General features: G+C 69.3%; 18 protein-coding genes and 1 riboswitch. Of the genes, 5 read left to right on the top strand and 13 right to left on the bottom strand.

Annotated features, from left to right (window positions below):
• Genes K8940_RS00310 through moaA form a run of 3 tightly spaced genes read right to left on the bottom strand, consistent with a single transcriptional unit; the run spans position 1 to position 1742 of the window.
• Positions 1 to 456, bottom strand: coding sequence for a molybdenum cofactor biosynthesis protein MoaE (locus K8940_RS00310; protein WP_223392559.1), 456 nt, complete (start codon positions 454 to 456; stop codon positions 1 to 3).
• Positions 453 to 692: a MoaD/ThiS family protein gene (locus K8940_RS00305; RefSeq protein ID WP_223392558.1), complete on the bottom strand. Its 240-nt coding sequence runs from the start codon at positions 690 to 692 to the stop codon at positions 453 to 455. The genes K8940_RS00310 and K8940_RS00305 overlap by 4 nt, the downstream gene beginning before the upstream one ends.
• Before the next feature lie 15 nt (positions 693 to 707).
• Complete coding sequence (gene moaA / locus K8940_RS00300; protein ID WP_223392557.1) at positions 708 to 1742, bottom strand: GTP 3',8-cyclase MoaA; 1035 nt, start codon at positions 1740 to 1742, stop codon at positions 708 to 710.
• A 30-nt stretch (positions 1743 to 1772) separates the two neighbouring features.
• On the opposite strand from moaA, the gene K8940_RS00295 reads away from it, so the two are divergent.
• Positions 1773 to 2396, top strand: coding sequence for an NTP transferase domain-containing protein (locus K8940_RS00295; RefSeq protein WP_223392556.1), 624 nt, complete (start codon positions 1773 to 1775; stop codon positions 2394 to 2396).
• A gap of 60 nt (positions 2397 to 2456) precedes the next feature.
• Here K8940_RS00295 and K8940_RS00290 read toward each other — a convergent pair whose 3' ends face one another.
• The 5 genes from K8940_RS00290 to K8940_RS00270 form a co-directional block, all read right to left on the bottom strand.
• Positions 2457 to 2681: a hypothetical protein gene (locus K8940_RS00290; protein WP_223392555.1), complete on the bottom strand. Its 225-nt coding sequence runs from the start codon at positions 2679 to 2681 to the stop codon at positions 2457 to 2459.
• Entirely contained in the window at positions 2659 to 3108 is a 450-nt protein-coding gene (locus K8940_RS00285) for a hypothetical protein (RefSeq protein WP_223392554.1), read from the bottom strand. Before K8940_RS00285 ends, K8940_RS00290 begins: the two co-directional genes overlap by 23 nt.
• A 169-nt stretch (positions 3109 to 3277) precedes the next feature.
• On the bottom strand, positions 3278 to 3844 hold the full coding sequence (locus tag K8940_RS00280; RefSeq protein ID WP_223392553.1) for a helix-turn-helix domain-containing protein: 567 nt from the start codon (positions 3842 to 3844) through the stop codon (positions 3278 to 3280).
• 60 nt (positions 3845 to 3904) lie between these two features.
• Positions 3905 to 6085: a xanthine dehydrogenase family protein molybdopterin-binding subunit gene (locus K8940_RS00275; RefSeq protein ID WP_223392552.1), complete on the bottom strand. Its 2181-nt coding sequence runs from the start codon at positions 6083 to 6085 to the stop codon at positions 3905 to 3907.
• Positions 6082 to 6612 (bottom strand): (2Fe-2S)-binding protein, encoded by a 531-nt coding sequence (locus tag K8940_RS00270; RefSeq protein ID WP_223392551.1) that lies wholly within the window; start codon positions 6610 to 6612, stop codon positions 6082 to 6084. Before K8940_RS00270 ends, K8940_RS00275 begins: the two co-directional genes overlap by 4 nt.
• Before the next feature lie 160 nt (positions 6613 to 6772).
• Here K8940_RS00270 and K8940_RS00265 point away from each other — a divergent pair, with 160 nt between their 5' ends.
• Complete coding sequence (locus K8940_RS00265) at positions 6773 to 7087, top strand: MliC family protein (protein ID WP_223392550.1); 315 nt, start codon at positions 6773 to 6775, stop codon at positions 7085 to 7087.
• A 17-nt stretch (positions 7088 to 7104) separates the two neighbouring features.
• A complete protein-coding gene (locus K8940_RS00260) occupies positions 7105 to 7995 on the top strand; it encodes an NAD(P)-dependent oxidoreductase (protein WP_223392549.1) in 891 nt (296 codons plus the stop codon).
• Here the strand turns inward: K8940_RS00260 and K8940_RS00255 are convergent.
• The 4 genes from K8940_RS00255 to K8940_RS00240 all read right to left on the bottom strand — a co-directional run bounded on the left by K8940_RS00255 (position 7992) and on the right by K8940_RS00240 (position 15623).
• Positions 7992 to 9632, bottom strand: coding sequence for an MFS transporter (locus tag K8940_RS00255; protein ID WP_223392548.1), 1641 nt, complete (start codon positions 9630 to 9632; stop codon positions 7992 to 7994). The two genes, K8940_RS00260 and K8940_RS00255, sit on opposite strands and share 4 nt — an antisense overlap.
• A 69-nt stretch (positions 9633 to 9701) precedes the next feature.
• Entirely contained in the window at positions 9702 to 12410 is a 2709-nt protein-coding gene (locus tag K8940_RS00250; RefSeq protein WP_223392547.1) for a PAS domain S-box protein, read from the bottom strand.
• 93 nt (positions 12411 to 12503) lie between these two features.
• Complete coding sequence (locus tag K8940_RS00245) at positions 12504 to 13187, bottom strand: Fe2+-dependent dioxygenase (protein ID WP_223392546.1); 684 nt, start codon at positions 13185 to 13187, stop codon at positions 12504 to 12506.
• 63 nt (positions 13188 to 13250) lie between these two features.
• Positions 13251 to 15623 carry a TonB-dependent receptor gene (locus tag K8940_RS00240; RefSeq protein ID WP_223392545.1) on the bottom strand — a complete coding sequence of 791 codons (2373 nt, stop codon included), beginning with the start codon at positions 15621 to 15623 and terminating at the stop codon, positions 13251 to 13253.
• 738 nt (positions 15624 to 16361) lie between these two features.
• Positions 16362 to 16445, top strand: a riboswitch (ZMP/ZTP riboswitch).
• A 24-nt stretch (positions 16446 to 16469) separates the two neighbouring features.
• Between K8940_RS00240 and K8940_RS00235 the strand changes: the two genes are divergently transcribed.
• Both K8940_RS00235 and K8940_RS00230 read left to right on the top strand, forming a co-directional pair.
• The gene (locus K8940_RS00235; protein WP_223392544.1) at positions 16470 to 17102 is read left to right on the top strand and encodes a LysE family translocator; all 633 of its coding nucleotides are present in this window, start codon (positions 16470 to 16472) and stop codon (positions 17100 to 17102) included.
• 48 nt (positions 17103 to 17150) lie between these two features.
• Positions 17151 to 17885, top strand: coding sequence for a ribonuclease T2 (locus K8940_RS00230; protein WP_411675608.1), 735 nt, complete (start codon positions 17151 to 17153; stop codon positions 17883 to 17885).
• A 33-nt stretch (positions 17886 to 17918) separates the two neighbouring features.
• On the opposite strand, the gene K8940_RS00225 is transcribed toward K8940_RS00230, so the two are convergent.
• Positions 17919 to 18755 (bottom strand): alpha/beta fold hydrolase, encoded by an 837-nt coding sequence (locus K8940_RS00225; RefSeq protein ID WP_223392542.1) that lies wholly within the window; start codon positions 18753 to 18755, stop codon positions 17919 to 17921.
• Positions 18756 to 18833 lie beyond the last annotated feature (78 nt).

Genomic DNA, 18833 nt, shown 5'->3' with positions numbered 1-18833 from the left:
TCAGTCCCAGCGTTCGGCGTCGGTCCTATCGCGGTCCGTCGGCTCGATCCAGCGCGCGCCGTCCGGCCCGTGCTCTTTCTTCCAGAAGGGCGCGCGGCTCTTCAGATAGTCCATCAGGAAGTCGCAGGCCTCGAACGCCTCGCGGCGATGCCCGGCGGCCGTGGCCACGAAGACGATCGCCTCGCCCGGCGCGATGCGGCCCGTCCGGTGGACGATATGGACGTCCTGCAGCTTGAACCGGCCGATCGCATCACGGGCGATCTCGCCGATCGCCGTGTCGGTGAAGCCCGGATAGGCCTCGAGCTCCAGCGCGGCGGCCGCGCCTCTTTCGGCCCGCGCCAGGCCCACGAAGGTCGCCACCGCGCCCGTCTCCTCGCGCCCCGCGCAGAAGGCCGTGACGAGCGCGCCCGGCTCGAACGGCTGGTCGGTCAAGGTCACCGTGGGCGTGACGGTCATCCGCCGCTCATGGGCGGCAGGAAGGCCACTTCGGTCGCGGCGGTCAGCGCCGCCTCGCCCCGGACGATGGCCTTGTCGATGGCGACCTGGACGCCCGGCCCGGCCAGGGCCTCGCCCAGGTCCGGATCGTCGGCGGCCAACGCCGCGCGCAGGGCCGAGAGGTCGCCGGCCTCGATTCGGCGATCACGCCAGCCGGCCTGGTCGGCCAAGCGTCCGAACAGCAGCACCCTGGCCATCTCAGCTGACCCCCATCATCCGCCTGTCGTCGACATGTGGCGGGCGACAGCCGGGCGGGGGGCGGCGATCTGGAAGTCGTGGCCCTGGGGCTTGGCCCCGATCGCCGCGAAGATCGCCTGGTGCAGCTGGATATCGGTCGCCCCGCCTCGGATCACCGCCCGCAGGTCGCTGGCGTCGTCGCGGCCCAGGCAGGTGTGCAGCGTTCCGGTGCAGGTCAGACGCACCCGGTTGCAGGTGTCGCAGAAGTGGTTGCTCAGCGGGGTGATGAATCCCAGCCGCCCGCCCGTCTCAACCACCCGCGTGTAACGCGCCGGGCCGCCGGTGGCGTAGTGGCTGTCTTCCAGCGTCCAGAACGAGGCGAGGTCGCGGCGGACGTCCTTCAGCGACAGATACTGGTCCGTGCGGTCCTGGTCGACCTCGCCCAGGGGCATGGTCTCGATCAGGGTGATGTCGCAGCCGCGCGCGTGGGCCCACTGGATCAGCTCGGGCAGTTCGGCGGCGTTGTCGGTCTTCAGGGCCACGGCGTTGATCTTCACCTGGATCCCCGCCGCCAGGGCCGCGTCGATCCCGGCGATCACGCGCGCCAGATCGCCGCCACGCGTCAGGGTGCGGAAGAGATCGGGCTTAAGCGTGTCGAGCGAGACGTTGATCCGCCGCACGCCGTGCCGGGCCAGGTCGGCGGCGTAGCGCTCCAGCTGGGTGCCGTTGGTGGTCAGGGTCAGCTCGTCCAACGCGCCCGAGCGCAGGTGGCGCGACAGGCTGGCGACCAGGTCCATGAAGCCCTTGCGCACCAGCGGCTCGCCGCCGGTCAGCCGCAGCTTGCGCACGCCCAGGCCCACGAAGGTCGAAGCCAGGCGGTCCAGTTCCTCCAGCGTCAGCACCTCGGCCTTCGGCAGGAAGGTCATGTGCTCGGACATGCAGTAGAGGCAGCGCAGGTCGCAGCGGTCGGTGACGGAGACACGCAGATAGGTGACGGCGCGTCCGAAACCGTCGATCAGACGGGTCGGGGCAAGGACCGCTTGCGCGGGGCTGTCATCGTAGGGCGTCATGTCCGTCTGTTAGAATAGGCGCTGGAGCCCATGACGCAAAGGGATACGACGTCACTGGACGCCATCGTCCTGGCCGCCGGTCGGGGCGCGCGCTTCGGCGGCGGCAAGCTGACGGCTCCGCTGAACGGCGCGCCGCTGGTGGCCGGCGCCCTGCTGACCGCGTTCCTGTCGCCGGCGCGGCGGGTCTTCGTGGCGATCGGGCCGGATCCCGCCGTGCGCAAGGCGGTCGAGGCCACCGCCTCACGGATCGCCGCTGCCGATCGCCTGACCCTGGTCCATGTCGAGGACCCGGCCGAGGGCATGGGCGCCTCGCTGCGGACCGCCGCCCAGGCCCTGCCGAACGACGCGGCCGGCGTCTTCGTGCTGCTGGGCGACATGCCGGCCATCGACCCCGCGACGCTCCAACGGCTGACCCTGGCCTTCAGAGGCCCCCTCGACCTCATCGCCCCGACCTATCTGGGCCGACGCGGCCACCCCGTCCTGTTCGGCGCGACCTGGTTTCCGGCGTTGCGCCAGCTCTCTGGAGACGAAGGCGCCCGCGCCCTCCTGGAGAGCGCGGGCGCCCAGCTGACGCGGATTCCCGTCGAGGATCCCGGGATCCATCTTGATGTGGATCGTCCCGAGGATCTCGTCCGCGCCGTCGAAGGCCGCTAAGAGCCCTAGCCCTCCCGCCCCGGGCGGACCCGGCGACGGCCTTCACCCAGCCGATCGTGTTCAGTGCGGGGGTACGTGCTCCTTCAAAATGACCTGCTTGATCTCGGCGATCAGCCGCAGGGCGGCGGCGGAATCGCCACGCTCCTGCAGCGCCGCCAGCTTGGGCAGCAGGATCGTCAGGATCCGGCGGTGATCCTCGCCGATCGTCGCGAAAGCGCGTCGGAACTCGGCGATGTCCTCCTCGTCGGCGATCGCGTCGAGGTCAGGGCTGAAGAGCTCCTTCATCGGCCCGTCTCCGGGCGCGGAAGGCCCGCTGGATGGCCACGACCATGACCATGAGCTGCAGAACGGCCACGATGTTGTTGGACGCCATCTGATTGTAGCGATGGATGTCGCGGTCGAAGAAGGCCACCAGCGGAATAATGACCTCGACGATCGTCAAGGCCGCAAGCACCGCGCACCATATCCGTCGCCACCGAACGGAAATCCAGACGAAGGCCAGCGCGCAGTTGGTGTCGATGATCGTCACCGGGTAGTTCATGCCGTACTTGTCGCGATGGCCGGTCAGCGCCGACAGCGTCCAGCCGGCGATCAGGACAAGGGCCGCCAACCTTGCCGGTCGATCTCCTTTCCAGATCGCCATGCCGCAGATGGCCATGGCGATCAGATAGGCGGCGTAAGCAATCAGCTGGATGGAGAAGAGTTCGCCCAAGCCCGGGTTCCAACAAGAACAATCGCATGCTCGACATGCGTCGAGACGCGCCCCATCCCGACGATTTAACGCACGCTCGTTTCATGCAAAGGAAATCCTATCGCGCGGCGCATGCCGCCCGTTCCAGACGCTACGATCTTGGTGATGATGGCGACGGCCCCGAGGGCCGTCAGAGACCGGTTATCCGCTGGATCGCCAGAATGAATGTGTGGACCGCGATCACGGTAACGGCCAGGAGCATGGCGGTCAGCGCCGTGACGCCGGCCACGAGGCCAAGCCACTGCAAGTTGCTCATGTCATGACGCCAGTCCCGGCCGGCGGCCGGCGGCTCACCCGGCCCGATGAGGTCCTGAAGTGCGGCTTGCCACTGACCGGCTTGGCCATGCCTGGCGGAAGCGGGACCGCCAGATAAGTCGGGTGCTGCTCGTTCATCGCCGCCTCCAATCTCCCGATCAGGAAGCGACGGGCCAGCAAGCGTCGCCATCCCGTCTGGTCGCCTACGGTAGTCATTACCGGGGTCCTCGCCCTCCCAGGCCACGAAGGCCAGGGCGGCGTCACGGCGGCTCATGCCGGACAGGCGGCGGCGCGCGCTGAGCACGTGCATCTCGACGGTCTTGGGCGACAGGCCCAGGGCCCGCGCGATCTCCTTGGACTGGAGATGCGCGGCGATCAGCCGGAGGATTTCCCGTTCCCGGGGCGTAAGCTTGTCGAAAGCGGCACTGACGCTCTGCACCATGCCGCTAAGATGATCGGCGAACTTGTTCCCGTCTAGCGAGCAGGACGGAACTTTTGACGATCAGGTTTCGGAGCGGACGAACGGCAGGCGCGTGGTCGGCGTCTTGTTCAGGGCGAACAGGGCGTTGGCGACGGCCGGACCGATCACCGGCGTGCCGGGTTCGCCGACGCCGCTAGGCGGATTGCCGGACGGGACGATGTTGGTCTCCACGCTCGGCGCCTCGTTGATCCGCAGCACGCGGTAGCGGTCGAAGTTGCTCTGGTCGACCTTGCCGTCGGTCAGGGTCACCTCGCCGAACAACACGCCCGACAAGCCAAAGCAGGTCCCGCCTTCCATCTGGGCGGCGATCTGGTCAGGCGAGATGGCGACGCCGCAGTCCACGGCCGTGACCACCCGGCCGACGCGCGGGATCCCGTTCTCCAGCTTGACCTCGGCGACCTGGGCGACGACCGAGCCGAAGCTCTCGTGCACCGCCACGCCGCGCGTCCAGCCGGCCGTCACCGTGGGCCCGGCCTTCTCGACGGCCAGGTTCAAGGCCGCCAGATGCCGATCGGCGCCGGCCTTGGCGTAGAGCGCGCGACGATAGTCGACGGGATCCTTGCCGGCCTTGGCCGCCAGCTGGTCGATCGTGTGCTCCATAACGAAGGCGGTGTGGGTCGCGCCCACCGAGCGCCACCACAGGACCGGAACCCCGACGTCGGGCAGGGCCACCTGGGCGTCGACGATCGGCGTCGCCTTGAGGTACGGCGAGCCGGCCGCGCCCTCGATCGCCGTCTGATCCGGCCCCTTGCCCATCGGCATGGGCGAGCCCTTCATGATCGACTGGGTGACGATGCGGTGGCGCCAGCCGGCCGGATAGCCGTCCTTGTCCAGCTGGACCTTCACGGCGTGGATCACGATCGGCCGGAAATAGCCGGCCCGCATGTCGTCCTCGCGGGTCCAGACCAGCTTCACCGGCCGGCCCTTGCCGACCTTCTTGGCGATGTGGACGCACTCGGCGGCGTAGTCCGACTGGAAGTTGGCGCGCCGGCCGAACGAGCCGCCGGCGAACAGGGTCTCGATCTCGACCGAACCCGGCAGGCAACCGACGATCTTGGCCGCGTTCAGCTGGTCCAGGGTCTGGCCCTGCGAGCCGAACACCATCCTGACCTTGTTGCCGTCCACGGACGCCACGCAGTTCATCGGCTCCATGGCGGCGTGGGCCAGATAGGGGAACTCGTAGGTGGTCTCGAACACGCGCTCGCCCTTGGCCGAGTTGAGCGACGTGGCGTCGCCGCGCTGGTCGAACGGCTCCCACTTGGGCTCGGTGGTCTTGCCGGCGGCGACGTCCTTGAACAGCTGGGCGATGGCCGCCGAACCGCGTTTCTCGGCCTTGTCCTCGTTCCACTCGATCTTCAGCGCCTCTCGGCCCATGCGGGCGGCGTAGGTATTCTGCGCCACCACCGCCACGCCGGTCGGAATCTCGAAGACGTCGACCACGCCGGGGACCTTCTTGGCCTCGGCCGCGTCGAAACTCTTCACCTTGGCGCCGAACAGCGGCGGGTGGGCGACCACCGCCGTCAGCATGTCGGGCAGGCGGACGTCCTGGGTGTAGCGGGCCGTGCCGTCGCTCTTGGCCTGGGCGTCCTTGCGACGCACCCGGTCGGTGCCGATCAGGGTGAAGGTCTTGGGGTCCTTCAGCTTGACGTCGGTCGGCGGCGGGACCTTGGCCGCGTCGGCCAACAGTTCGCCGAAGGTCGCCGTCTTGCCGGACGCATGGGTCAGGACGCTGTCCTTGACCGTGATCTCGCCCACCGGGACGTTCCACCGGTTGGCGGCGGTCTGCACGAACATGGCGCGCGCCCCGGCGCCGGCCTTGCGCAACTGCTCCCACGAGTTGGCGATCGCCGACGAGCCGCCGGTCAGCTGCGCGCCCAGCGCGCCATTGGCGTAGAGCTTGGCGTTGGCCGGGGCCTGCTCGACCCGGACCCTGGTCCAGTCGGCGTCCAGCTCCTCGGCGACGATGGCGGCGAGGCCGGCGTGATTGCCCTGGCCGAACTCGATGTGCTTGGAGATCACTGTGACGGCGCCGTCCGGCGCGATCTTGATGAAGGGTCCGAAGGCCCCGACCTCGACCTTGGAGCCGGCGCTCATCAGGTCGGCCGGCGAGCAGCCGACCAGCAACGCGCCGCCGACCAAGGCGGAGGCGACGACCACGTCGCGGCGGCTGGGCCCTTCCACGGGCTTGAAGGGGGCGTTCATCGGCCGGCTCCCCGATGCGTCGCGCCCGAGGCGGCGACGATGGCCTCGTCGATGTCGGCGTGCGGCGCACCCTGAGGCGGACCGGTCTCGGCCGCCTCCTTGATCGCCGCGCGGATGCGCTGATAGGCACCGCAGCGGCAGATGTTTCCGGACATGGCGCTGTCGATGTCCTCGTCCGAGGGCTTGGCCTTCTGGGCCAGCAGGGCGCAGGCCGACATGATCTGGCCCGACTGGCAGTAGCCGCACTGGGGCACGTCATGGCGCACCCAGGCCTGCTGCACCGGATGCTGGCCGCCCAGCCCCTCGATGGTGGTGATCTTGGCGGTTCCGACCGCCTGGATCGGCGTGACGCACGAGCGGATAGGCTGGCCGTCCAGGTGGACCGTGCAGGCCCCGCACTGGGCGACGCCGCAGCCGAACTTGGTGCCGGTCAGGCCCAGCTCGTCGCGCAGCACCCACAGCAAGGGCGTCTCCGGCGCGGCTTGAACCGAGGTCGGTTTGCCATTGATGTCCAGGGTCACGGCCATGCGCCCTCGCCTCCCAACGAAAGAAGGGGCGCGTCGCGCCCCGCCGATATTCGAACCTAACACCGTTCACACTGGCCTTGACCAGAGGATTTCGAGCGGGGGCGGGCGCCGTCCGCGAAACCCGCTATGCTGCATTCGCCATCGCTTCGGAGACCTCGCCTTGCGCCGCCTCCTCGTCCCTCTCGCCGTCCTGGCCGTGACCGTCGCCGGCTGCGCCACCGTCGCCCCGATGGATTCCACGGACGCGCCGATCCGCTACGCCTGCAAGGCCGGCAAGCGGTTCACCGCCGCCTACGCCCTGCACGGCAAGCGCGTCGTGGTCAGCGCCGGCGGGGCGACACGCACGCTGAAGCTGGCCCGCTCGGCCTCCGGGGCCCGCTACACGGCCGGCGACGCCGAGATCTGGAGCAAGGGCGCGGACGCCACGCTCAAGGGCTTCCCCGGCGGCCCCTACGCCGATTGCCGATCACAGTAAGCCTCGAGGACGACGCGTTGGATTCCTTTCCCGCCTACTTCCCCCTGACCGGCCGCGTCGTGGTCATCGCCGGCTCGGGCGACGCCGCCGAGGCCAAGGCCCGTCTGTTCCAGGGCTCGCCCGCCACGGTGATCCGGCTGGACGGCACCGAGGCCCATCTGCCCAGCGCCTATGCCGGCGCGATCCTGGCCTTCATCGCCAGCCCCGACGAGACCTTCGTCCGGGCCGCCGCCAGCGCGGCGCGGGCGGCGCGGGTGCTGGTCAATGTCGTCGACCGGCCCGAGTTCTGCGACTTCAACACCCCGGCCGTGATCGACCGCGGCGAGGTGGTGGCGGCCGTCGGCACCGGCGGCTCGGCCCCGGTGCTGGCGACCATGCTGCGCAACGACATCGAGGCCCAGGTGCCCGAGGGCACGGGTCGCGTCGCCGCCCTGCTGCGCAAGTTCCAGGCGGAGGTGCGCGAGACCCTGCCGATCCTGCACGAGCGCCGCGCCTTCCTGCGGGACGCGGTGACGGGCGAGGCCGCCGAGGCCGCCCGCGCCGGCGACATGGACCGCGCCGCCCAGCTGTTCCGTGAGGCTTTATCCCGGGGCTCGGCCCGCAAGGGGGGCGTGCGCTTCGTCGCCGGCCAGGGACCGGTCGACCTGCTGACCCTGCGCGCCGTCCGGGCCCTGGGCGCGGCGGACGTTCTGGTCCTGGACGGCGACGCCGATCCGGAAGTCGTGAGGATGGCCCGCCGCGACGTCGAGCATGTCGACGCCGGCCAGATCGACGCCGACCGCCTGGTCCAGCTGGCTCGCGAGGGCCGCCAGATCGTCCGGCTGATCACGGAAGCAGCGGACCCGGCCCTGATCGACGCCCTGAACGAGGCCCAGGTGGCCGTCGAGATCTTGCCGATCGCCCGCTAGGTCAGCGACCGGTTCTTGGTCTCGGGCAGCAGGAAGGCCGTGGTCAGCACGCTGATCAGGGTGAAGGCCACCGGGTACCAGAGGCCGGCATAGATATCGCCGACCGCCGTCACGATGGCGAAGGCGAAGAACGGCACGAAGCCGCCCACCCAGCCCGTGCCGATGTGATAGGGCAGCGACAGGGCCGTGTAGCGCACCCGGGTCGGGAACAGCTCGACCAAGCAGGCGGCCAAGGGTCCGAACAGGGCCGTCGCGGCGATCACGAAGACCAGCAGCACGCCCAGGATCAGCGGCTTGTTCATCCGCGCCGGATCGGCCTTGGCCGGATAGCCGGCCTTGGTGAGGGCGGCCTTGATCTCGCCTTCGACGGCGGTCTTCACGGCCTTGACCTCGGCCTTGGGCAGGCCGGTGGCGCTCCGAGAGACGACCTCGACGCCGCCCAGCTTCATCACCGCCGTCGCCCCGGCCGGCGCCGTCTGGTTGGCGTAGGAGACGCCGGCGTTGGCCAGGGCGCTCTTGACGATGTCGCACGAGGTGACGAACGCGGCCTTGCCGACGGGGTCGAACTGCAGCGAGCAGTCCTTGGGATCGGCGACGACCACGACGGGCGCCTTGGCCGAGGCCTCGGCGAGGGCGGGGTTGGCCGCCTTCTCCAGCAGATGGAAGCCGGGGAAGTAGAACAGCAGCGCCAGGGTCATGCCGCCCAGCATCACCGGCTTGCGGCCGATGCGGTCCGACAGCCAGCCGAAGACGACGTAGAAGACGGCGCTGATCGCCGTCGCGGTCATCATGAGTTCGTTGATGGTGACCGGATCGACCTTCAGGAACTTCTCCATGAAGGTCTGGACGTAGAAGAAGGTCGTGTACCAGACCGCCCCCTGGGCGCACATCATGGACAGGAAGGCCAGGATCACCAGCTTCAGGTTCTTCCATTGGCCGAACGCCTCGGCATAGGGCGCCTTGGAGGCCTGGCCCTCTTCCTTCATGGCGGCGAAGGCGGGACTCTCGGTCAGCTTCATCCGCATCCAGACCGAGACGCCCAGGAGGCCGATGGAGACCGCGAACGGAATGCGCCAGCCCCAGGCGTCGAAGGCCTCGATCCCGACGGCGGCGCGGGTGATCAGGATGACCATGAGCGCTCCGAACAGGCCGAAGGCGGCCGAGGTCTGCACCCACGAGGTCGACCAGCCGCGCCGGTTCGCCGGCGAGTGCTCGGCGACATAGATCGCCGCCCCGCCGTACTCGCCGCCCAGGGCGAAGCCCTGCACGCAGCGCATGACGATCAGCAGGATCGGCGAGATGATCCCGGCCTGCTGGTAGGTGGGCAGGAAGGCGATGGCGAAGGTCGCCCCGCCCATCAGCAGCACCGTGGCCAGGAACGCGCCCTTGCGCCCCGCCTGGTCGCCGATCTTGCCGAACACCAACGCGCCCAGCGGCCGGAAGGCGAAGCCGACCCCGAACAGGGCCAGGGCGGCGATGTAGCCGGCGGCGTCGGGCAGGCCGGTGAAGAAGGTCTTGGAGATGACCTGGGCCAGGCTGCCGAAAATGAAGAAGTCGTACCATTCGAAGGCCGTGCCGGCCGACGAGGCCGCGACCACGGTGCGCATCGAGGCGCTCTGCTGACGTTCGCCGGCCATGTTTCTCCCCCGTTCTTGAGCCCTGCTTAGCGTGGTTCAGGAGCCAAGGGGAGGGCTCTTGGAACGGGGTTAGGCGACGGCGCCGCGCGTGTCCGGCCCGGCCTGCGACAGGCGGACGATCTCGGCGACCAGGGCGGCCGGGGAAATCGGCTTGGCGGCCACGCCGTCCATGCCGGCGGCGCGATACGAGGCCCGCTGGTGGGCCATGACGTTGGCGGTCAGGGCAATGATCGGGGCGCGGGCGGCGGGACCCGGCAGGGCGCGGATGCGGCGGGCCGCCTCCAGGCCGTCCATGCCGGGCATCTGCACGTCCATCAGGATGAGGTCGAAGGCCCCGTCGCGGGCGGCGGCCACGCCCGAGACGCCGTCGTCGGCCACGCTGACGGCCGCGCCCAACTGCTCCAGGATCCGGCGGGCGACCAGCTGGTTGGTGGGATTGTCCTCGACGACCAGCACCTTGAGGCCGTCCAGCAGATCCTCGGCGTGGGTCGGCGCCGCGTCCGGGGCCGCCGCCGGCGGCGCGGCGATCGTCAGGGTGAAGGTCGAGCCCTGGCCCGGCGTCGAGGTGAACGAGACCTCGCCGCCCAGCATCTGGGCCAGCTTGCGGGTGATGGCCAGGCCCAGGCCCGAGCCGCCGAAGCGCCGCGTGGTGCTGGCGTCGGCCTGCTGGAAGCGCTCGAACAGCTTGTCCTGGGCCTCCAGCGGCACGCCCACGCCGGTGTCGACGACGTCGAAGACCAGGCGGGGCTTCCGGGCGCCAGGCTCCTTGCGGAGCCTAACGGTCACCGAGCCCTTCAGGGTGAACTTCACCGCGTTGCCGATCAGGTTGAACAGCGCCTGGCGGACGCGGGTCGGGTCGGTCTGGATCCAGCCCAGGTCGTCGGCCAGGTCCAGCTCCAGGCGCAAGCCCTTGTGCGTGGCCTGGCCGGCCAGCAGGCGGGCGACGCCCCTGACGAGGTCGCGCGGATCGACGGCCTCGCGGTTCAGGTCCAGCCGCCCGGCCTCGATGCGCGAGATGTCGATGACGTCGTCCAGCAGGGTCGACAGCATCTGGCCAGCGGCCAGGGCCTCTCCCAAGAGGTCGGCGCTGTCGCCGGCGGGCAGCTCACGCTTGAGCACGTGCATCACGCCCAGCACCCCGTTCATCGGCGTGCGGATCTCGTGGCTCATATTGGCCAGGAACTGGGCCTTGGCCTCGTTGGCCGCCTGGGCCGCGCGCTCGGCGGCGACCAGGGCCAGCTCGGCCTTCTTCTTCTCGTCGATGTCCAGCACCAGGCCGAACGCCTTGCGGGCCCGGCCGGCGGCGTCGCGGCGCACGTCGTGGAACACCCGCACCCAGCGCGCCTCGCCGCTGGGCGACAGCACCCGGACGTCGCATTCATGCGCGCCCCACTCGCCCGTCTCCCGCCATTCGGCGGCGGCGGCGTAGAGCTGGTCGCGATCCTCGGGGTGGATCATGGGCCAGACGGCCTCGCGGACGTCCTCGTAGCCGACCCGACGGCCCAGCATCCGGTGCAGCTCGGGCGAGCCCCAGAAGCTCTGGCCCTCGTGGTCGATCTCGTAGACCCCGGCCCGCGCCGCCCCCAGGGCGACCTTCAGCCGGCGGGCGTTGATCCGCGCCTCGCGCCGCGCCTTCGCCAGGGCGGTGACGTCGTCCATGTAGGTGATGACGCCGACGATCTGGCCGGAGACGTCGCGCCAGGGGCGGGCCTCCCAGCGGTACGAGCGTTCGACGCCGTCGGCGTCCTGAAGACGGTCCTCGCGGCGGGCGACGACCTCGCCCGTCAGCGCCCGGCTGACGGCGGCCACGAAGCGGCGACGGCCGCCATGGGTCAGTTCGGAGAGGGTCTTGCCGATCACCTGGACCTCGGTGGACCGGAAGATCTCCAGGAAGCGCGGACTGACCAGCCGCAGCCGCATGTCCAGGTCGTAGACCGCCACGGCGAACGGCGCGTCCTCGATCAGGCGGCGGGCCCGGCGCTCGCTCCAGATGGCCTTGTCGCGGCTGCGGGCCACCTCGGTGATGTTCTGCGAGATGCCTTTCAGCGCGAACAGCTGACCCGGCCGCGCCTCGGCGCGATAGGTGCTGCGGAACGTCAGCCAGCGGCCGTCGTCGGCGCGCAGCCGGAACTCGACCGTGCCGCCCTCGCCCGTCCGGCTGGCCTGGACGAAGGCGTCGTTCACCTTCTGCCGTTGCTCGTCCGGCAGCCGGGCCAGGAACTTCGCGCCGCTGTCGACATCGGCCGGCGACAGGCCCAGCAGCGCCAGCGCGTCCGGCGACCAGTCGATGCGCTCGCCCTCGGGCTCGTAGCTCCAGACCCCGACGCCGGCCGCCTCGGCCAGCAGCTCGCGGGTGCGGCGGGCCCCTTCCAGCTCGGCGCGGGCCTCGACCTCGGCCGAGACGTCGTGCAACACGCCGACCAGCTCGCCATTGGGACCCAGGCGTCCCCGGCCCTGCAGCCAGACCCAGTGCCCGTCCTTGCGAAGGATCTTGAGTTCGCTCGCCGCTGCGCCCGTCTCGTTGAGACGTCGGGGAATGTCGATCAGCTCGGCTTGGCTGTCGGGATGGACGAACTTGATCGTCGCCTGCCCCACCAGGTCCTCGGGCGTCCAGCCGGTGACGGCCGTCCAGGCGGCGTTGACCGTGACGAACCGACCCTTGGCCGAGACGACCACGAAGAGGTCGCAGGCGTTGTCGAAGAACCATTGCGCCGCCTCGGCCCCGCCGAACGGCTTGGGCGCGTCAGAGGTCGCATCGGGGATCGACGCCTTGGACATCCGGTCTCCGCTAAGTTGGGCGGATCGTGGGACACAACCGTAAACTTATGGTTCCAGGCGAGCGACGTTCCGTGAACGCGCTATCCGAATCCGTCACACCTCGGACCATTGCCGCAGCAGGTTGTGATAGACGCCCGTGAGCGACAGGATCCCCTGCTCGTCCGGCTCCAGCTTGCGGGCCAGGTGCTGGATGGCGACATCCATGTCCAGCAGGATGGTGCGCTTGGCGTCGTCGCGGATCAGGCTCTGGATCCAGAAGAAGCTGGCCGTGCGCATGCCCCGGGTCACCGGAGTGACGTGGTGCAGGCTGGTGCTGGGGTAGAGGATCATGTCCCCCGCCGCCAGCTTGACGACATGGTCGCCATAGAGGTCGTTCACGACCAGCTCCCCGCCGTCGTAGTCCTCGGGCTCCTCCAGGAAGAGGGTCGCCGACAGGTCGGTGCGCAGGGTGCGGCCGCTGACCGGATCGCGGCGGATGGCGTTGTCGACATGGTCCCGAAAGCCCATGCCCTCGCCGTAGCGGTTGAACATCGGCGGCAGGATGAAGTTGGGCAGGGCCGCCGAGACGAACAGCGGATTACCCTCCAGCGCCTTGAGGATCGCCGCCCCGACCGCGCGGGCCGCCTCGCTCTCCTGCGGCAGCTGCTGGTTGGTCTTGGCCCGCGCCGCCTGGAAGCCCGAGGTGATGTTGCCGTCGACCCAGGGGCCGGCGTCCAGGATCGCCCGGCACTCAGCCACCTGGGCCTTGGTCAGCACTTCCGGGATCTGCAGCATCATCGGGACCGCTCCTTGTTGCGACTCGCTCTTAGCGCGACGAGCCGCCTCCGCCCTTGATCCGGATCAGTACTTCACATTGAACGTCAGGATCGCCTGGCGACCCGGCGCCGGATCGGCGTGGTGCACCCCGTTGGTCCGGGCGATGTAGCGCTCGTCCGTCAGGTTCTGGACGTTCAGTTGCAGGTCGACCTTGGGGCTGATGGTCCACGAGGCGAAGGCGTCATAGCGCCAGTAGGACGGGGCGTAGATCTTGTTGGCGCCGCCGCCGGCGCCGCCCTGGTTGCCGCCGAAGCTCTTCGACACATAGTAGGCGCCGCCGCCCAGCGAGATCGCCCGGGTGACGCGATAGGTCGAGAAGCTGGAGAAGCTGTGCTTGGGCGTATTGGCCAGCGGGTCGCCCTGGTTGACGTTGGCGACCACCGTCCCGTTCGAGATGGTGATGGCGCCGCGGACCAGTTCGCTGTCCATGTAGGTGTAGCCGCCGAACACCTGCCACTTCGGGGTGAGGTTGCCCGAGAAGCCGAGCTCGAAGCCCTTCACCTCGACCTCGCCGACCTGGGCGTAGTCGTTGGCGCCCGGGCCGACCAGGATCTGGGCGTTCTGGCGGGTGGTTTTGAACACCGCGCCCGACAGGGCCAGCGTGTTGTTGAAGACATTGGCCTTGGCGCCGGCCTCGAAGCTCTCGCTGTCCTCGGGGATCAGCTGGCTCGTGGCGAGGTTGCCCGTGCCGGTCGAGGTGTTGCTGTTCTGGTCGCCGCCCGAGATGCCCGGCGGGGTCGAGGACGTGCCGTACGAGACGTACAGGCTGGAGCTCTCGGTCGGCTTGTAGACCAGGCCGGCCTGGTAGTTGGTGAACTCCCACGAGCCCTTGCGCGGCGTGTAGGTCACCGAGGTGAAGACGCCGTTGGCCTGGGTGGTGGCGACGTCGACGCCCGCGCTGTCGTAGCTGTCGTGGCGCAGGCCCAGGTTCAGCAGCAGCTTGTCGCTGAACTTGATGGTGTCGAAGCCGTAGATCGCCGCCGTCTTGGCCACGTTGCGGGCGGCCGGGCTGCGGTTGATGACGCCCGTCCAGGCGTCCTTGTCGTTCGGGGCGTAGACTAGGGTGCAGTCGCCGGCGCCCAGGCTGGTCAGGGTCGCGGCGGCGATCGTGAAGCCCGTCGGGCAGGCCGAGCCCGAGGTGGTGAAGGTCGAGTAGGTGGCGTTGAGGTTTTCCTCGCGGCTCAGCTCGATGCCGACGTCGAAGCTGTTTTCCAGGCCGAGGAACGTCTTCTTGCCGTGGATGTCGGACACCGCGGCGATGGTCTTGGTCGGGTTCCAGCGGGTCTTGGTGCCGCGCTTCATCCACCATTGGCCCTGGACGAACTGGGCCGCGCCGCCGTCGCCCGGATTGGTGACGATGTAGTCGTTCAGCGATTTCGAATAGCGGACCACCTGGCGAACGTTCAGGTCGTCGCTGATCGCGTGGTCGATGGCGAAGGTGGCGATGTCCGACTTGGTCTTCTGGTAGTCGCGCGACTCGATGCCGTAGAAGCTGCGGCGGTCGACGGCCAGGATGCCCGAGGCGGTGCGCGGCTGGGTCGTCTTGGTCGTCAGCGGGATGCCGTAGTCGGGCGTCTGGTCGGTGTCGAGATGGTAGTAGCTGAGCGTCAGCTGGGTGTCGCCGTTCAGGCCCACGGCCAGCGACGGGGCCACGCCCCAGCGGCTGAAGTCGACGGCCTTGCGGCCCGGCGTATTGCCCTGCGTGCCCAGCACGTTCACCCGCACCGCGACATTGTCGTTGAAGGCGTGGTTCAGGTCGGCCGTCGCGCGGATGTATTCGTCCGTGCCCACCCCCACCGAGCCGCGCGCGAAGCTCTCGGCCTTCGGGGTCTTGGACGACAGGTTGATGCTGCCGCCGCCCGAGCCGCGGCCGCTGTAGGCGCTGTCGGGGCCCTTCACGACCTCGACCTGCTCGAGGTTGAAGATCTCGCGGGTCTGGCCGCCGCTGTCGCGGACGCCGTCGACGAAGATGTTGTTGCCCGAGCTGGAGCCGCGGATGAACGGACGGTCGGCCAGCGGCTGGCCGCCTTCGCCGGCGCCGAAGGTGATGCCCGGCGAGGTGCGCAGGATGTCCGTCAGCGAGGTGGCGGCGGTCTGCTCGATGATCTTGGACGGGATGACCGTCACCGACTTGGGCGTGTCGACCAGCGGGGCGGTGAACTTGCTCGACGACGGATCGGCCACGCGCTTGGCATTGATGCTGACGCCGGCGACCTCGTTGGTCTCGGCGGTCGCGGGCGCGGTGGCGACGGGCGCGGCGGCGTCGGCTTCCGCCGCCACGGCGACGTGGGCCAGGCCCAGGCCGGCCAGGCCGGCGACGCCGGAGGCGCTCAGCGCGCGGCGAGGCCGGCTGACGACGCCGGCCGCGTTGGCGGCGGCGGAGTTCGGATTACGCATTGTCGGTCCTGTCCCCAGGGGCGCCGTCGAGGGCGCGCCGTCTCGAATTCGCGGGCGTCTTATCGCTGTTGCAATGCACTCGCAATGATAATCGCTCGCAATCGCGGCTTATGGGGCGAAAAGGCGACGCTTTGTTGCGGAAAGGCGCGGCAGAGCCGCTTCACGCGGAGACCGCTGAAGGGATGGAAAGGGACGCGGAGCGCCGGGTCTCGCCCGGAGGATGAGCAGTTTGATACCGTTTCGACGAAGCCAGGACGCTCCGCGTGGCGCGTTATCCGATGAGCCCACGAGGCGCGGGGTCTTAACCCGCTCTCACGAGAGGCCCCCGACGGGCGGGCCGGGGCGACGACCCCGGTCCCGGAACGCCCGGGCGATTTCAGCCCGGACCTGTCGCGCCGCCGAAATCCTCGCCGCCAGCCTTTCGTCCCGATGTTTCAGGGAGCCCGTGCTGGAGCCGTCGCGAAGACGCCTTCCCGAAGGAAGACCGGCGAGCGCTTCCCGCTCGACCACCCCTGACAGCCGTCACGATCGCCGGCCGGACGTCCCTTCCGCGCCATCAGGTGAGAAGCAGTATGGGGGCGGTTCTGAACGCGGATCATTCAGCGGCGTCTAAAATCGACAAGCCATTGATTTCGCGGGACTCGATCTTGCGAATTCCGAGGATAGAGCGCCGTGTATCCCCTCTCTCTTAGAGAGAGGGATTCAATCGCCGCTCCGGCTTCCTCATGCTAAAGCTTCACCCGTTCGCGCGACTGGCGTTCGGAGGGAAGCGACCCTCGGGAAGCGCGGGCCTCATGCATGCCGTTCGCCTGGGCGCTTGAACCTTCGAAGACGGAGACCGCGCCCATGCCCGACGCCAAGACCTGGATCGCCTTCACGCTCGTCTGCCTGGGGATGGCCCTGACCCCCGGCCCGAACATGCTGTACCTGGTCAGTCGCTCGATCTGCCAGGGCCGCTGGGCCGGGATCGTGTCGCTGATCGGCACGGCCGCCGGCTTCGTCGTCTACCTGCTATGCGCGGCGCTGGGCATCACCGCCCTGCTGATGGCCGCCCCGATCGCCTATGACGTCCTGCGCTTCGGCGGGGCTCTCTACCTGGCCTGGCTGGCCTGGCAGGCGATCCGGCCCGGCGGCGCCTCGCCGTTCCAGGTGCGCGAACTGCCCAAGGACAGTCCCGCCAAGCTGATCACCATGGGCTTCGTGACCAACATCCTGAACCCCAAGGCCGCGATGCTGTACCTGTCGCTGCTGCCGCAGTTCATCAGGCCCGAGCATGGCGGGGTTTTCACCCAGTCCCTGGCCCTGGGCCTGAGCCAGATCGCCGTCTCGCTGAGCGTCAACGGGACCATCTGCTTCATGGCCGGCGGGATCGCGACCTTCCTGGCCACGCGGCCCAGCTTCGCCATCGTCCAGCGCTGGCTGATGGCCACGGTCCTGGGCGGCCTGGCCGTGCGCATGGCCACCGAGGCGCGCCGCTGAGGCTCGCTTGACGCCGGACGCGGCGCGGGTCCCTATCCGCGCCGCAGTCTGGAGCCAGAGATGAAAACCGCCCGCGCCGCCGCTTTCGCCGCCCTCGCCGCCCTCGCCGCCCTTGGTCTCGGGACGACCGGCGCCCAGGCCTCCAGCCTGAAGGCCTGCGCGGTCCCGCCGGTGGTCACCCCGGCCCCGGCCGAGATTCCGCCGGTGAGCGAGATCCACGCCGACGTGCCGATCGCGGCCTATCTGCTGGCCCTGTTCTGGTCGCCCGAGGCCTGCCGCGCCGGCATCCCGGAGTCGGACAAGGTCATCCAGTGCCAGAACAACAGCTTCGGTTTCACGGTACATGGCCTGTGGCCCAACGGTCCGGACAAGGTCCATCCCCGCTACTGCCGACCCAGCCCGCCGATGAGCCCGGCGACGGTGAAGGCCAATCTGTGCATGACGCCCTCGCCCTGGCTGCTGCAGCACGAATGGCAGGCGCACGGGACCTGTAACTGGGCCACGCCCGAGGCCTATTTCAAGAAGGCCCAGAAGATCCGCAAAGGCCTGAACGTCCCCGACCTGGATCCCGGTCCTGACCAGACGATGACGGCCGGCGAGATCCGCCAGGCGTTCCTGAAGCGCAATCGCGACCTCCGGGCCGAGGGCCTGAACGTCCGCGTCAAGGATGGCCGGCTGACCGAGGTCTGGGTCTGCATGGACCTGAAGTTCAAGTCCGCGGCGTGCCGCGGCGGGAATGGCGCGCCGGACGCGGCGGTGGTGCGGGTGACGCCAAAGAGCTAGGGCCGCGTCCCGAGAGACGCGGCCCGTTCAGCCTCAGCCCTCGATGAAGGCCAGCAGGTCCTTGTTGATCGTCTCGGCTTGCGTCGTGGCCATGCCGTGCGGGAAGCCCGGATAGGTGATCAGCTTGCCGTTCTTCAGCAGCTTGATCGCCTGGCGGGCCGAGGCGTCGATCGGCACGACCTGGTCGTCCTCGCCGTGCAGCACCAGCACGGGGACGTCGATCGTCTTCAGGTCCTGCGTGAAATCGGTCTCCGAGAAGGCCGCGACACAGTCGTAGAGCGCCTTGACGCCGGCCATCATGCCCTGGCGCCACCAGTTGTCGATCACGCCCTGGCTGACCTTGGCGCCGTCGCGGTTGAAGCCGTAGAACGGCCCGGCGGCGACGTCGCGGAAGAACTGGGCCCGGTCGAAGGCCGTGCCGTTGCGGAAGCCGTCGAACACCTCCAGCGGCAGGCCGCCCGGATTGGCGTCGGTCTTCAGCATCAGCGGCGTCACGGCGCCGACCAGCACGGCCTTGGCGACGCGGCCGGGCTCGGCGCGGGCCACGTAGTGGGCGACCTCGCCGCCGCCGGTCGAGTGACCGATGTGGATGGCGTTCTTCAGGTCCAGGTGACGCGCCAGGGCGATCACGTCGGCGGCGTAGGTGTCCATCTCGTTGCCGGTGTCGGTCTGGCTCGAGCGCCCATGGCCACGACGGTCATGGGCGATGACGCGATAGCCCCGGCCCAGGAAGAACATCATCTGGGCGTCCCAGTCGTCCGACGACAACGGCCAGCCATGGTGGAAGACGATCGGCTGAGCGTCCTTGGGACCCCAGTCCTTGAAGAAGATCTGGGCGCCGTCGTTGGTGGTGAAGAAGCCGCTGCTCATGTCCGTCATTCCCTGTTCGGAAGGCCGTCTGGCCCGTCCCGTTGTTCCGATGACCAGAAGATGCCCGCGACCGATCGT

The sequence above is a fragment of the Caulobacter segnis genome (assembly GCF_019931575.1).
GTDB lineage: Bacteria > Pseudomonadota > Alphaproteobacteria > Caulobacterales > Caulobacteraceae > Caulobacter > Caulobacter segnis_C.
This window is presented reverse-complemented; position numbering and strand designations above follow the sequence as displayed.

Bases quoted from the DNA above. Each gene is read 5' to 3' on its own strand.
- K8940_RS00255 (WP_223392548.1), bottom strand. From the start codon at position 9,632: ATGGCCGGCGAACGTCAGCAGAGCGCCTCGATGCGCACCGTGGTCGCG.
- K8940_RS00305 (WP_223392558.1), bottom strand. From the start codon at position 692: ATGGCCAGGGTGCTGCTGTTCGGACGCTTGGCCGACCAGGCCGGCTGG.
- K8940_RS00295 (WP_223392556.1), top strand. From the start codon at position 1,773: ATGACGCAAAGGGATACGACGTCACTGGACGCCATCGTCCTGGCCGCC.
- K8940_RS00270 (WP_223392551.1), bottom strand. From the start codon at position 6,612: ATGGCCGTGACCCTGGACATCAATGGCAAACCGACCTCGGTTCAAGCC.
- K8940_RS00290 (WP_223392555.1), bottom strand. From the start codon at position 2,681: ATGAAGGAGCTCTTCAGCCCTGACCTCGACGCGATCGCCGACGAGGAG.
- K8940_RS00250 (WP_223392547.1), bottom strand. From the start codon at position 12,410: ATGTCCAAGGCGTCGATCCCCGATGCGACCTCTGACGCGCCCAAGCCG.
- K8940_RS00240 (WP_223392545.1), bottom strand. From the start codon at position 15,623: ATGCGTAATCCGAACTCCGCCGCCGCCAACGCGGCCGGCGTCGTCAGC.
- K8940_RS00235 (WP_223392544.1), top strand. From the start codon at position 16,470: ATGCCCGACGCCAAGACCTGGATCGCCTTCACGCTCGTCTGCCTGGGG.
- K8940_RS00245 (WP_223392546.1), bottom strand. From the start codon at position 13,187: ATGATGCTGCAGATCCCGGAAGTGCTGACCAAGGCCCAGGTGGCTGAG.
- K8940_RS00280 (WP_223392553.1), bottom strand. From the start codon at position 3,844: ATGGTGCAGAGCGTCAGTGCCGCTTTCGACAAGCTTACGCCCCGGGAA.
- K8940_RS00310 (WP_223392559.1), bottom strand. From the start codon at position 456: ATGACCGTCACGCCCACGGTGACCTTGACCGACCAGCCGTTCGAGCCG.
- K8940_RS00275 (WP_223392552.1), bottom strand. From the start codon at position 6,085: ATGAACGCCCCCTTCAAGCCCGTGGAAGGGCCCAGCCGCCGCGACGTG.
- moaA (WP_223392557.1), bottom strand. From the start codon at position 1,742: ATGACGCCCTACGATGACAGCCCCGCGCAAGCGGTCCTTGCCCCGACC.
- K8940_RS00225 (WP_223392542.1), bottom strand. From the start codon at position 18,755: ATGAGCAGCGGCTTCTTCACCACCAACGACGGCGCCCAGATCTTCTTC.